Source organism: Flavobacterium sp., assembly GCF_013822155.1.
GTDB lineage: Bacteria > Bacteroidota > Bacteroidia > Flavobacteriales > Flavobacteriaceae > Flavobacterium.
In genome coordinates this window covers 79,537-92,996 of sequence record NZ_PNJW01000004.1, presented here as the reverse complement: position 1 = coordinate 92,996, position 13,460 = coordinate 79,537, and the positions used below count along the sequence as shown (strand labels likewise).

General features: G+C 35.5%; 9 protein-coding genes. 2 read left to right on the top strand and 7 right to left on the bottom strand.

The genetic code is table 11. The features are described from left to right. The first annotated feature begins 40 nt into the window (after nt 1-40). Nucleotides 41-1,564 carry a PLP-dependent aminotransferase family protein gene (locus C0512_RS02275; protein ID WP_290858563.1) on the top strand — a complete coding sequence of 508 codons (1,524 nt, stop codon included), beginning with the start codon at nt 41-43 and terminating at the stop codon, nt 1,562-1,564. Nucleotides 1,565-1,591: 27 nt separating this feature from the next. On the opposite strand, the gene C0512_RS02270 is transcribed toward C0512_RS02275, so the two are convergent. From C0512_RS02270 to C0512_RS02240, 7 genes are all read right to left on the bottom strand, one after another. Further along, nucleotides 1,592-1,873, bottom strand: a complete 282-nt coding sequence (locus tag C0512_RS02270) for a F0F1 ATP synthase subunit epsilon (RefSeq protein WP_290858561.1) — start codon at nt 1,871-1,873, stop codon at nt 1,592-1,594. A gap of 61 nt (nt 1,874-1,934) precedes the next feature. Then, nucleotides 1,935-3,446: a F0F1 ATP synthase subunit beta gene (gene atpD, locus C0512_RS02265; protein ID WP_290858559.1), complete on the bottom strand. Its 1,512-nt coding sequence runs from the start codon at nt 3,444-3,446 to the stop codon at nt 1,935-1,937. 223 nt (nt 3,447-3,669) lie between these two features. Further along, entirely contained in the window at nt 3,670-5,157 is a 1,488-nt protein-coding gene (locus C0512_RS02260) for a G-D-S-L family lipolytic protein (protein WP_290858558.1), read from the bottom strand. Between the two features lie 24 nt (nt 5,158-5,181). Next, the gene (locus tag C0512_RS02255; protein ID WP_290858556.1) at nt 5,182-8,061 is read right to left on the bottom strand and encodes a TonB-dependent receptor; all 2,880 of its coding nucleotides are present in this window, start codon (nt 8,059-8,061) and stop codon (nt 5,182-5,184) included. A 109-nt stretch (nt 8,062-8,170) separates the two neighbouring features. Continuing rightward, entirely contained in the window at nt 8,171-10,021 is a 1,851-nt protein-coding gene (gene glmS / locus C0512_RS02250) for a glutamine--fructose-6-phosphate transaminase (isomerizing) (RefSeq protein ID WP_290858554.1), read from the bottom strand. Nucleotides 10,022-10,032: 11 nt separating this feature from the next. After that, nucleotides 10,033-11,670, bottom strand: a complete 1,638-nt coding sequence (locus tag C0512_RS02245) for a DUF4270 domain-containing protein (RefSeq protein ID WP_290858552.1) — start codon at nt 11,668-11,670, stop codon at nt 10,033-10,035. 14 nt (nt 11,671-11,684) lie between these two features. Beyond that, nucleotides 11,685-12,491 (bottom strand): glycogen/starch synthase, encoded by an 807-nt coding sequence (locus C0512_RS02240; RefSeq protein ID WP_290858550.1) that lies wholly within the window; start codon nt 12,489-12,491, stop codon nt 11,685-11,687. A 108-nt stretch (nt 12,492-12,599) separates the two neighbouring features. Between C0512_RS02240 and panC the strand changes: the two genes are divergently transcribed. Next, nucleotides 12,600-13,448 carry a pantoate--beta-alanine ligase gene (gene panC / locus C0512_RS02235; RefSeq protein ID WP_290858548.1) on the top strand — a complete coding sequence of 283 codons (849 nt, stop codon included), beginning with the start codon at nt 12,600-12,602 and terminating at the stop codon, nt 13,446-13,448. Nucleotides 13,449-13,460: the final 12 nt, after the last annotated feature.

Below are 13,460 nucleotides of genomic sequence, written 5' to 3'. Positions count from 1 at the left end.
GTAGTAACTTTCCGGACGATTAAACTAGTCCACTATTAAAATGAAAGATAGTCCGGTTAATTCCCTCCTAACAGCCTTGATTCAATTTGACAAATCGAGCAACACAGCAGTATATATTCAAATAGCCCAACAAATTATCAATGCCATTCAAAGAGGCTATTTAAGTGCCGGAACAGCATTACCGGGAACCAGAACGTTTAAAGAATTATTCCAAATTCACAGAAATACGGCTGTTGCTGTGTATGACGAATTAGCTTCCCAAGGCTGGGTTGAAATCATTGCTAACAAAGGAACATTTATATTAGACCCTAAGCCCAAAAAGACAGCTCTTAAAGCACAATCCAATAAAATTGGAGATGTGCATCGGTATCCAAAAAACACGGGGTTTCCCTTTGAAACTTCTTTCCTTTTGTCTTCCACCAATGAATATTCAGAAGCAAAATATAGTTTAAATGACGGACAACCCGATTTGAGGTTACATCCTGTTTACGAATTTTCAAAATGGTATAGTGCTTCCATGAAAAGAAAATCATTAATTTCAAAATGGAACCCCAATTCAAAATCAAAGAATTCTGCATTTGAAAATCAATTGTGCAATTATTTAAATGCTTCTCGCGGTTTTCATGTGCAGCCTCAAAACGTCATCAGCACCAGAAGTACAGAATTAAGTTTGTATATTATTTCGCAATTGGTGATTCGAAAAAAAGAAATTGTTTTAGTTGGCCAGTTAAGCAATCATAATGCGAATATGATTTTTCAAGAGGCCGGAGCGACAATTATTACCATTCCGATGGATGAAAACGGCTTAGATATTGATTATATCGAAAAACACTTTACTAAAGGAAAAATCCGTTGTGTTTATATTTGTTCGAATAGAGATTATCCGACTACCTATTCCCTGTCAGCTGAGCGACGCATTAAATTAATGGAACTGGCAAAAGCCTATCAATTTGCCATTATTGAAGATGACTATGATTATGATTTCCAATTGGAAGGAACTGCAATGTTACCTATGGCGAGTGCAGATGCCAATGGAATGATAATCTATTTGGGGAAACTGGGACAATCATTTTTACCAAGTTTTCAAACCGGATTTGTTGTGGCTCCTGAGAATTTAATTGCTGAAGCCAAAAACTATTTACAAATGGTAGACCGACAAGGTGATTTGATTCAGGAACAAATGCTTTCAGAATTAATTCATGAAGGGGAAATTCATCGTTTGCTTAAAAAAAACATCATTACCTATAAGCGAAGACGTGATTATCTTTGTGAATGCCTGAAAAAGTACTTTAATGACACTGTATATTTTAAAAAACCGTCTGGAGGTTTAGCCATTTGGATTACATTTCAACCTTCGATTTCGCTTCTTCAACTGGCTGAAGAAGCCTCAAAATTAGATTTATTTTTACCTAAAACCATTCTTTATCAAGACAAAAACACCTGTGCCATTCGGTTAGGATTCGGTCATTTGAATGAAGAGGAAATAGAAATAGTGATAAGTAAATTACAACTGGCTTACACTGTAATAACAACTCCTAAAATTAAGAAAGCCCCACGTTGGTGAGGCTTTCTATCAGTATTTTTAAAAGTATTAGTCAGCTAATACAATTACTTTATTGTTTTTCATTTCAATGGTCCCGGACGTAACTTCAATCGTGTAGTTTTGATCATTTACTTTGGTAAATTTATCTGCAACTTCTTTATTGATTTTAAAACTAGGAGCTGTTATTTTAACGGTGCCTTGTTTTAAAATAGAAACGATAGGGGCGTGATTATTCAATATCTGAAACGAACCATCAACTCCGGGTAAGGTAATTGAAGTGATTTCGCCTTTGAATAAGGTAGCTTCCGGTGATACTATTTCTAAAATCATAATTTAATTGATAATTGATGATTAACAATTGACAATTATTCATTGTCAATTATCCATTGTTTTACGCTTCCGCTAACATTTTCTCTCCGGCTTCAATAGCTTCTTCAATGGTACCTTTCAAGTTGAATGCGGCTTCCGGTAAGTGATCTAATTCACCATCCATAATCATATTAAATCCTTTGATGGTTTCTTTAATATCAACTAAAACTCCCGGGATACCGGTAAATTGCTCCGCTACGTGGAAGGGTTGTGACAAGAAACGTTGTACACGACGTGCTCTTGAAACAGCTAGTTTATCATCTTCTGATAATTCTTCCATACCAAGGATGGCGATAATATCTTGAAGTTGTTTGTATTTTTGAAGTATTTCTTTCACGCGTTGAGCACAATTATAATGCTCATCCCCTAAGATTTGAGCTGTCAAAATTCTTGACGTAGAATCCAATGGGTCTACCGCAGGATAAATACCTAACTCAGCAATTTTACGAGACAATACAGTTGTAGCATCTAAGTGAGCAAAGGTTGTTGCCGGTGCCGGGTCAGTTAAGTCATCCGCAGGAACGTAAACCGCTTGTACCGATGTAATAGAACCTTTGTTAGTTGAGGTAATACGCTCTTGCATCGCTCCCATCTCCGTTGCCAATGTTGGTTGGTAACCTACCGCAGATGGCATACGACCTAAAAGAGCCGATACCTCAGAACCTGCTTGGGTGAAACGGAAGATATTATCCACGAAGAACAAGACATCTTTCCCTTGGTCAGAACCCGCTCCATCACGGAAATACTCCGCAATAGAAAGTCCGGATAAGGCTACACGAGCACGAGCTCCCGGTGGTTCGTTCATTTGTCCGAATACAAAAGTAGCTTTAGACTCTCTCATTCCCGGTTTATCTACTTTAGATAAATCCCATCCTCCATTTTCCATAGAGTGCATGAAATCGTCACCATATTTTATAATTCCTGACTCTAACATCTCACGAAGTAAATCGTTTCCTTCACGGGTTCTTTCTCCAACTCCTGCGAATACGGAAAGACCACCGTGACCTTTAGCGATATTATTAATCAATTCTTGAATCAATACTGTTTTACCAACACCGGCACCACCAAATAATCCAATTTTACCTCCTTTTGCATAAGGCTCAATAAGATCGATTACTTTAATCCCGGTAAATAAAACTTCTGTTGAAGTTGATAATTGGTCAAATCTTGGAGCCGGTCTGTGAATAGACATTCCGTTTGCTCCTGCTTTTGGCAAGTTTCCTAAACCATCAATGGCATCTCCAATTACATTAAAAAGTCTTCCATAAACATCCGGCCCGATAGGCATTTGGATTGGAGCACCGGTAGCTTCTACTTCAGTACCACGGCTTAATCCGTCGGTAGAGTCCATAGAGATTGTTCTCACAGTGTCTTCACCAATGTGTGATTGAACTTCCAACACTAAGAGAGCACCATCTTTTCTTTTGATTTCTAATGAATCATAGATTTTAGGTAATTCGGCAATTTTGGAGTCAAACACTACGTCTACAACCGGTCCGATAATTTGGGCAACTTTTCCTATTACTTTTGACATTGCTTATGTATTTATTTAATAGCTATTTAAGATTATAAAAAACATATCTTTTTTCAGAGTGCAAAGATAATTTTTAAAAATACAAAATCAATAGCAAAAGGATGTTTTTTTTATCATTTTTTGAAGTATTCGAAGCAAGCTGATGAAATGCTTGTAAATAGTGTAGCAAAATAAAAAAACCACCTTGTTGCGAAGGTGGTTTTGATATAGTTTGTATGATAAATTAAAAATTATCCGGGTTTTGAGGATATAATATTCTGTAACTTCCTAAACTAACTCCTTTAAAGTTAGAACCGTACGTTGCATTAATTGCTTTAATGAATTCATTTGAAATCAAAGCATATCCTCTAGGACTAGGATGTACACCATCCAAAGAGAAACCTCCTCCGGTTACATAGTTTGACGTTACAGTAAAATTATCAGCTGTAATACCGCCATTCGCTACTCGAGTCATTAAGGCATTTGCATCCACAAAAGCCAACCCTTTAGCACTTGCAATAGATTGAATAGTTGCATTGTAAGCATCTGTAGCCGTTTTAACTTCAAGAATTTCATCTTTAGACAAAATCCAATTATCTGCTAATGGCACAGAAACGCCATTGATTTGTGCAGGATTACCTCCAACAGCAGTTCCAATAAAATTTCTTGCCGGTAAAACGACTAAATCTTCCGAAGTCGCTTGTCTGTATGATGGAATTCCATAAGCAGCCAAATTAGTTAAATAACTATCAACCATAACTACTTTGTTTGTATTGGAAGCCGTGAATGAAATAGTTCTTCTTGTTACTTCGTCAGCAGTTAATAATCCAACAGATTGAGCAAATAATAAGCCATTATTATAAGCCGCAAAACCGGCATTTAATTGAGCTGCCTTTGCAGTATCAAGTGGAACAGGATTATGAGGAACCGTAGTAAAGTAAGGTATTGTTGTTACATAAGGTAAATTAGCAACCACCCCTTTTGCACCATTGGCAGTCATTCCGTCAACTAAAGCAGTATAAACATTAGCAAATACATTTGGGTCTGTGATGTCATTAGGACCATACGTAGCAGGATCAAAATTTCCTGTTTGGTTTGTTCCGGAACCTCCTGAAGTGGCATAACCAAGCACATCATTATTTCCAATCCATAAAGAGAAGAAAGTTGGGTCTTGAGCAGAAGCATCCGCTAAAATAGTTGTAGAAGGAGACGAAGCAAAACGAACAAAGTAAGGATTCGCTTGACCGGTTGCTACACCGGCAACATTACCATAACCAGGGGCCAATAAATGAAAACTTTTCGCTCCCGGAACACCCATATTATTAAAAGGTCCTGCTAAAACAGTAGAAACTTCTGTTGTTGGAATACCCGTTACCGGAACCGGTCCCGCACCATTAAAATAAAGTCTAGGACCGGCAATTACATTTCCACCTAACAACAAACCTCCTGTGTTATCATTCGTGTAAGGAATTTTAAATTCTCCACCACCCACTAAAGCAAATTGATTTGCTAAGATGGCAGGATACGAATTGGCTTGGCCTTCAATAAAAAGAGCATTGTCACAATAGCCAGCTGTCAATGAATTTCCTAAAGAAACATAGTTAGAAAAATCAGCAGAACCGGCAGTTAAGGGCAACCCATCCGAAGTATTATTTACAACGACAGTTTCATCATCGCTACAAGCTACAATGGTTAAAGAAACCAGGAATAGCCATTTTATATTTTTTATCATAGTATTAAAAATTATGTTATTATATTATTGATTGATGGTTATACCAACAAAAAACTGTTGTCCGATTGCTCCTGCTCCTAATACTTGTTGGTATTCTTTTCCTCCAATATTAGTGGCACCAACTTTTAAAACTGATTTTAATTTAGGAATGCCGTAATTAATTTGAGCATCAATTACTGTAGCTTCACTAATCATACCGTCAACCATAGTAGATTGCCATAAATATTCAGAATTCCATCTGGCACTTACATTAAATCCGAAATTAGGGAATAATTTATCGTTGCTCAACGATCCTTTAACTCTGTGCTTTGGAGTATTAAATCCGGCTTCAAAACTTGGGTCTTTTTCTTGATCAAAGTCAAATTCAGCATAATTATAATTGGCTCCTATTTCAAAATCTTTGTAAATTTTATAAGAAACACCCGCACCAAATCCTAATGATATAATTTCAATATCCGTATTGGTGTATAGTTGATAAGCTCTAATGTTTCCTGTTTGTAAGGCATGAAGCGATTGTGTTCCTGCGTTTGTTGGTCCTGCAGTAGGATCCGGAGCATCTTGAGCAGTTCCATATAAAGGAGCAACAACATTTAAATTACCAATGAAGTCATTGTAAATATTATAGTACCCATTCAAATCATAAGATAATTTTTCAAATTGACCTCTATAACCCAATTCAAAGGCTTGTACAGTTTCAGGTTTTACTAAATCTACATTTGTTCTTTTTAACAAAGCAGAAGCCGCAATAGGGTCTGACCCTGCCAACGCAGCGAATTGTTGAACTGATGTTGCAGTGTAAGAATTAAAATAAGCATTTTGTCCTGTCATCACAACAGATTCACCTCCTGCAAATGCTTGTCCTGTAGCAGTAGAAACTGGTCTAACCTCAGAATATCTGTCTAAGTTATCAGCGGCAGAACCAATAAGTACTGCATTTCCAACATTAAATCCAATATATTGATCTTGTGTAGAAGGATTTCTAAAACCGGTTTGAAAAGATCCTCTGAAATTGTGTCTTTTTTGTTCATCCGGAGAGAAAACTAAAGATACTCTTGGAGAATAATTCCCGTCAAAATTTTGACTTTTATCGTAACGAACAGAACCTGTAAATTTGAATTTATCCTGTAAAAATTTCTTTTGAAGTTGAACGTAAGCACCATACTCATCATAATCAATAGGACCATTTTCAGGTGTATCCGTATAAATTCTACCAAATGAATTCAAATCATATTTTCTGTATGAACCACCTATTTGAATTTCAGCAATTTTAATAATATCTCTAAAATTATAGTTTGCATCAGAATGGTATATTTTTGAATTATCCACCAATTTAGAACCGGTTAATACATCCGGGTCAGCTGTGACTTGATTAAAAGCATTTTTATATTCTGCTGAACCAGGTAAAAATCTTCCGGTATCAGCCACATTTCTTGCTGCAGCATGTGCTTGATCCGGAGTAGCTCCACCTAACGTTGATTGTACATAAGTGGCGGCATATTGTCCGAACCAAGTATTATCCGGCTTCCAAACTCTGTTAATATTCACCGCAGTAAATTCCATATCATAAGAATTTCCTCCATCTTCAGAAGTAACATAACCTCTCAAGAAGAAGTTTTTACTTGTTACTTCAAATTTATGTTGTGACATTTGAAATCCATTCAAATAATACCTGTTTGCTCCTTGATAAACCGTGTTACCAAAACCAAATTTACTTTGCCAAATAAACTCGATATCTTTTGCCCATTCTGCACTGGACGTAGCCCATGGTCTAACGTGGAAAGAGAAATCAATTTTAGCATTTTGTACTTTATTATCCGTAATATCAACTTCGTTATACCCTGTTCTTGATACATTTTGATTTGGCAAAATAGCATTAAAAACAGTAAATTGAGCAGGAGTTATTGCTCCAGCATTTAATAATCCAGAAGCGACACTTTTGATATTAGTTGAAACCACATCACCATAAACGTTTATACCATTATAGTTCGGGTCAGTTCTATCAATTCCAACATTATTTACTAAGTCTCTGTCTCTATAATCAGTGGCATACCAATCCGTTCCATTCATGAACGTAAAATTAGCTTTGGCAGCAAAATGAGGTGTAAAGGCTTTGGCTACACGTATTCCATAATCATAATAAAGATTATTTCCGGCAGCTTCTTGACTAGTTTGCCCAACTTTTGCATAAGCAGAAACGCCTTCATCTGTAAAAGGGCTTTTGCTTGTCATAAATAAAATACCGTTAAAGGCATTCGCACCATATAAAGCAGAAGAGGCACCCGGTAACAATTCAACACTTTGAACGTCAATTTCTGAAACCCCAATTAAATTTCCTAAAACAAAATTCAATAAAGGAGAAGAATTGTCCATTCCATCTACCAACTGCATAAAACGAGTATTCGCAACGGTAGCAAAACCTCTAGTATTGATCGATTTAAAAGACATACTACTCGTGTTCATTTGAACCTCTTTTAAATTCTCCAAACCATCATAAAAAGTTACTGAAGCTGATTTTTTAATTTCTTTAACGCTCATTCTTTCAATGGTAACAGGTGATTCCCTAATCCTTTCAGGTGCTCGGGAAGCCGATACTACAATTTCATCCAAACGCGTTTCTTCATCAGACAAAACAACACTTATTTTTTGGTTGTTTGCGTTGATTTCCAAAGTTTTAGTTGAAAATCCAATGGAAGAGACTTCTACCGAAAAAGGAGGTTTTTTTTGCGTAGTTAAGCTAAAGTTTCCGTTAAAATCGGTCACCGCACCTATCGCTTCGCCAACAATTTTAATGCTGGCACCTGGGATGGGTTGATTTTTTTCATCAACCACGTTCCCTGAAATTGAAGTTTGAGCAAAAGTGATGCTACAAAAAAACAATGTCAGAATAAATAAATACACTTTCATAAAGTTAGAGTTTTGTTAGTTTTCGTGAGCAAAGTACAAATAATTTTGATATTAATAAAAAAAGCGAGAAAAATTCTCGCTTTTAATAAAATAATGGTTGTTTTATTGTCTACTCTACAGTTACAGATTTTGCTAAGTTTCTGGGTTGGTCAACATTACATCCTCTTAAAACAGCAATGTGATAAGAAAGTAATTGTAGAGGAATTGTGGTTAAAAGCGGTGATAAAGCATCCGAAGTCTCCGGAATTTCAATAACATGGTCAGCTAATTCGCGAACTTGTGTGTCTCCTTTAGTTACCACAGCGATTATTTTACCACTTCTTGATTTAATTTCTTGAATATTACTGACTACTTTATCATAATGTCCCATTTTAGGAGCAATCACGATAACCGGCATGGATTCGTCAATTAATGCGATTGGACCATGCTTCATTTCAGCCGCAGGATAACCTTCTGCATGAATATAAGATATCTCTTTTAATTTTAAAGCCCCTTCTAATGCCACAGGAAAATTATATCCTCTACCTAAATACAAACAGTTAGGAGAGTCCTTGTAAATTTCAGCGATTTTTTTGGCCATTTCATTTGTTCCTACTAGTGCCTCGGTTACTTTTTCCGGAATCATTTCTAATTCCATAAGGTAGCGATGATAGTCAGAATTATTCATGGTTCCTTTTGCTTTAGCTAAACGCAAAGCAATTAAGGTTAAAACTGTAATTTGTGTTGTAAAAGCTTTTGTAGAAGCTACACCGATTTCAGGGCCTGCATGAGTATAAGCTCCGGCATTGGTTTCTCTTGAAATAGAAGAACCAACAACATTACAAACACCAAATACAAAAGCACCATTTTCTTTGGCTAATTTAATTGCGGCTAACGTATCCGCTGTTTCTCCTGATTGAGAAATAGCAATTACGATATCTTTTTTATTTATGATTGGATTTCTATAACGGAATTCAGAGGCATATTCAACTTCTACGGGAATTCTAGCAAATTCTTCTATTACATATTCTGCGACTAATCCGGCATGCCATGAAGTTCCACAGGCTACAATTATTATTCGCTCTGCGTTTAAGAATTTTTCCAAATTATCTTCTACACCAGCCATTTGGATTATTCCTTTATTAGAAAGTAATCTTCCACGGTAAGTATCTTTAATAACACTGGGTTGCTCATATATTTCTTTGAGCATAAAATGGTCATAACCTCCTTTTTCAATTTGTTCCAGGTTCATTTTTAATTCCTGAACATAAGGATCAACTAAGGTATCATCTTTTATTTTTCTAACTTTGATAGGTTTGTGAAGTCGCACAATGGCCATTTCTTCATCTTCTAAATAAATCGCATTGGAAGTATATTCGATAAAAGGCGAAGCATCTGAAGCTACAAAAAATTCACCATCACCAACACCAATGGCTAACGGACTTCCTAATCGGGCAACAACAATTTCGTCCGGTTTGTTCTTATCAAAAACTGCAATTGCATAGGCTCCGACAACTTGATTTAAAGCAACTTGCACCGCTTTTCCTAATTTCAAACCTTCTTTTTTCTGAACGTCTTCAATTAAATTAACTAATACCTCCGTATCAGTATCGGAATGAAAAACATAACCTCTTTTTATTAATTCCTTTTTTAAGGGTTCATAATTTTCTATGATACCATTGTGAATTATGGCGATGTTTCCGGAATTAGAAAGGTGAGGATGCGAATTTACATCATTTGGAACTCCGTGAGTAGCCCAACGGGTATGACCCATACCTATAGAACCAAAGAAATTATTATCCTTAGTTGAAACTGCTTCTAAATCAGTTACTTTACCTTTTGTTTTTGATATTTTCAAGTCTTTGCCATCATAAAGCATAACTCCGGCACTGTCGTAACCTCTATATTCTAATCGTTTTAATCCTTTTATTACAATAGAGTAAGCGTCTCTATTGCCAATATATCCAACAATTCCACACATATTTTTAGTATTTAATCAGGTTTTGTATAATAAATTTCTAATTTTAATCTTTTATCCAAAGGTACAGAAGATTTGCTACCATACAACACTGTGCCTAAAGGATTTAAAACAGAAGCTAAGGGAACTTTTTTCAAACCTGAGGTGGTTTGGTTTTTTGTTGCATAATTGTCGGTAATCGCGATGGACTCCGTCACAACAAGTCCTAGCCTAACATTGGTAGAATCCGGGTTTTTAAATAAATTTGAAATATAATTAGTTAATCTTATTTTATAATAAGTCCCTTTACCGTCTTCTTTTACAATCATACCACTATAAACTCTTTTTCCTAGTTTTGGTTTTGAAGTATTTGTAGTTTGGTCTGTAAAGTAATCTAAAATCAGTCTGTCATTAGTTACATCGTATAAATAAACTCTATAGGGCTCCTGATTATTGCCCATCGCATCTCGGTCAATTCGAAAAGTAAGACTAGCTTCATTGATCAACCAATCTTTAGCTCTATATTGTTCTAATTCCGCTGATTCTCCACTGGCATCACGACCAAATAAATCAATAATTGTCATTGAACCGGCACCTCCGTTTACATATAGTTTTTCATCGCCTAACGTATTAGAAGCATTTGCCAAGGCAGCCTGATAGTTTGGTGTCCGTTCTTGATTTAAAAGACTTACTGTATTCCCTGACAAAGATAATACCATTGATTTTTCTACTCTTTCCGGAGTTTCTTCTCCTTCAACCGCTTTATCCTCTTTGTACTTTATAGTAATTTTACCGGCTTTAAAATTAATCATCGCCAAACTATTACTACCGGTAGGTTCAGCCGGTGAGTCTTCCATTTTGAAATATAACCCCCTGAAATAATCTCTGAAAATATTGTTATTGTTCAATTTTCCTTGATTATAGCCGTCTACTATTTTTTTCTGAAAAAACGCTTTATTCAATTTTAAATACATCCCGGGTGCTGACCTGGTAATAGTTTCCTCTCCTTCAGCATTGGTGGTAGTATCAGCAATTTGAGCCGCATCAAAAAAGAATTCATCATTATCTTCAAGATCTTCTCCATTATTTAATCGCTCTCCGTTGGCTACAGATGTCCCATCGGCAGCAGCCCCTCTTTTATTTACTTCAAAATCATTTGTTTGATCAGAAAAATATTTTTGAGCAGCCGTAAAATTGGATGCCGGATCAAAATCCCGCATTAAATAACCGTTTTCATAAATACTTAACTTAATTTTCGAAGTACCGTAAACAGAATCTAAGGTATAAGTAGTGACATCATCCGTAGTGGTTCCTCTTGTGCTAAAATAAGGAACATAAAGCGTTACGTCCAAAATTTCAGGATCCTCATCAATAATAGTAAAGGTAGGAACTGGCTCTGAAAGCAATACTTGTGTGGCAAAATGAGCCGTTTGTTTTCCAAAAGCAGTGTTTTTATAAATCCCAAGTGGATTAACCACTAAATTGTTAGATTGAACAACACCCAAGTCTTCATTATAGGCAACCACTGTAGCCTCTGTATCCGGTGTTCCAAATGTATAATGATTGTCTCCTATGATATCAGCCCCTAAGGTATTATAATCTTTATCACAGGAAAACAAGAAGAAACTCAAGACAACTAGGGAAGAAAATTGAATTATTTTTTTTGTACGCATTTTAAAATGTAAATTTATAGAACTTTGTTTTTATAGAAATTAAGGTAATGCTCAGCATAATCCTCTTTCGGGAAGAAAGATAAAAAAGGTTTTTCTGAAGATTCTATAAATTTTGTTAAACTTGAAGAAAGGTGCTCTGAAGCAATGATAACAGCGTCTGAATGCTGAATAGCTACTTTAATTAAATTATCATAATTGGGTTCTTTTAATACAGAAATGGAATCTTCAGGAACACCGTCAAATTTTATTTTGTTTAAAAGTTCGCTGTTTAAAGCTCCATCAAATGACTGAGCATAAACAGAAGTTACAATTTTTGTATTAGAAAAAAGTGCTTCATCTTTATAATAATGCTTCATGTAAACCGGCAATAAGGAAGCCAACCAACCATGAACATGAATAATATCCGGCACCCAATTTAATTTTTTTACTGTTTCTACAACCCCTTTTGCAAAGAAAATTGCCCGTTCATCATTATCGTCATATAATTTTCCTTCCTCATCCGTAAAAGTTGCCTTACGCTTAAAATATTCATCATTATCTATAAAATAGACTTGAATTCTTTCCTTAGGGATGGAAGCTACCTTTATTATTAAAGGCATATCCAAATCATTCACGACTAAATTCATCCCTGACAACCGTATTACTTCATGTAATTGATGTCTTCTTTCATTAATATTACCGTATCGTGGCATAAAAATTCTTATTTGCCCTCCTTGATCATTAACCATTTTGGGAACGTCATAAGACATAATGGAAACTTCATTTTCAGCCAAATAAGGTACTACTTCAGATGATACATACAATATCCTCTTATCCTCCATATTATTTTGAACTTTATCGTTTAGATTTTAAAATCACGCAAAATTACAAAAATTTACGCAGATATTTAAGTAAAATAGTAAGTTTGCAACTCATTTAATTAAAAATACATGCTCATTTTCAACAAACAAAGCCTACTTATCGAGCATTTAACCCCATTTTGGGCAACAAAAACGACCATAGGATTTGTTCCTACGATGGGTGCTTTACACGAAGGCCACTTGTCTTTGCTTTCACAATCACTGAAAGAAAATGAAATTTCTGTAGTGAGTATCTTTGTTAATCCAACCCAATTTAACAATCCGGAAGATTTGGCAAAATACCCCAGAACACTGGAAAGAGATGTGGAAAAAATAGCTTCTTTGAATACCAAGGTCCTTATTTATGCCCCAACTGTTGAAGACATTTATCACGGAAATACTGTTTCACAATCATTTCAGTATGATGGCTTAGAAAACCAAATGGAGGGCAAACATCGACCGGGCCATTTTGATGGCGTGGGGACCATCGTTAAAAGATTGTTTGAAATTATTAAACCCACCCATGCTTATTTTGGCGAAAAAGACTTTCAGCAATTACAAATAGTCAAAAAATTAGTACATAAAAACAATATCCCCGTAAAAGTAATTGGTTGTCCAATTCACAGAGAAGCAAATGGACTAGCGATGAGTTCCAGAAATGAGCGATTATCTCCGATTGAAAGAAAAGAATCAGCCCTAATTTTCAAAACATTATCAAAGGCAAAAAAATTATTTGGCATGAAAAGTGCTAAAGAAATTTCAAAATTTGTTACAAAAACTTTTGAAAATCATCCTATTATCAAATTAGAATATTTTGAAATTGCTGATGAAATTACATTAAGGTCTTGTTTACGTAAGTCTAAAAATAAAAAATACCGGGCATTTATCGCAGTTTTTGTGAACAACATTCGATTGATTGATACCATTTCATTAAATTAATTACCTTTGCAC

What these genes read in the sequence shown, in the direction of transcription:
- C0512_RS02275 (WP_290858563.1), top strand. Translation starts at nt 41, where the DNA reads ATGAAAGATAGTCCGGTTAATTCCCTCCTAACAGCCTTGATTCAATTT.
- C0512_RS02270 (WP_290858561.1), bottom strand. Translation starts at nt 1,873, where the DNA reads ATGATTTTAGAAATAGTATCACCGGAAGCTACCTTATTCAAAGGCGAA.
- atpD (WP_290858559.1), bottom strand. Translation starts at nt 3,446, where the DNA reads ATGTCAAAAGTAATAGGAAAAGTTGCCCAAATTATCGGACCGGTTGTA.
- C0512_RS02260 (WP_290858558.1), bottom strand. Translation starts at nt 5,157, where the DNA reads ATGATAAAAAATATAAAATGGCTATTCCTGGTTTCTTTAACCATTGTA.
- C0512_RS02255 (WP_290858556.1), bottom strand. Translation starts at nt 8,061, where the DNA reads ATGAAAGTGTATTTATTTATTCTGACATTGTTTTTTTGTAGCATCACT.
- glmS (WP_290858554.1), bottom strand. Translation starts at nt 10,021, where the DNA reads ATGTGTGGAATTGTTGGATATATTGGCAATAGAGACGCTTACTCTATT.
- C0512_RS02245 (WP_290858552.1), bottom strand. Translation starts at nt 11,670, where the DNA reads ATGCGTACAAAAAAAATAATTCAATTTTCTTCCCTAGTTGTCTTGAGT.
- C0512_RS02240 (WP_290858550.1), bottom strand. Translation starts at nt 12,491, where the DNA reads ATGGAGGATAAGAGGATATTGTATGTATCATCTGAAGTAGTACCTTAT.
- panC (WP_290858548.1), top strand. Translation starts at nt 12,600, where the DNA reads ATGCTCATTTTCAACAAACAAAGCCTACTTATCGAGCATTTAACCCCA.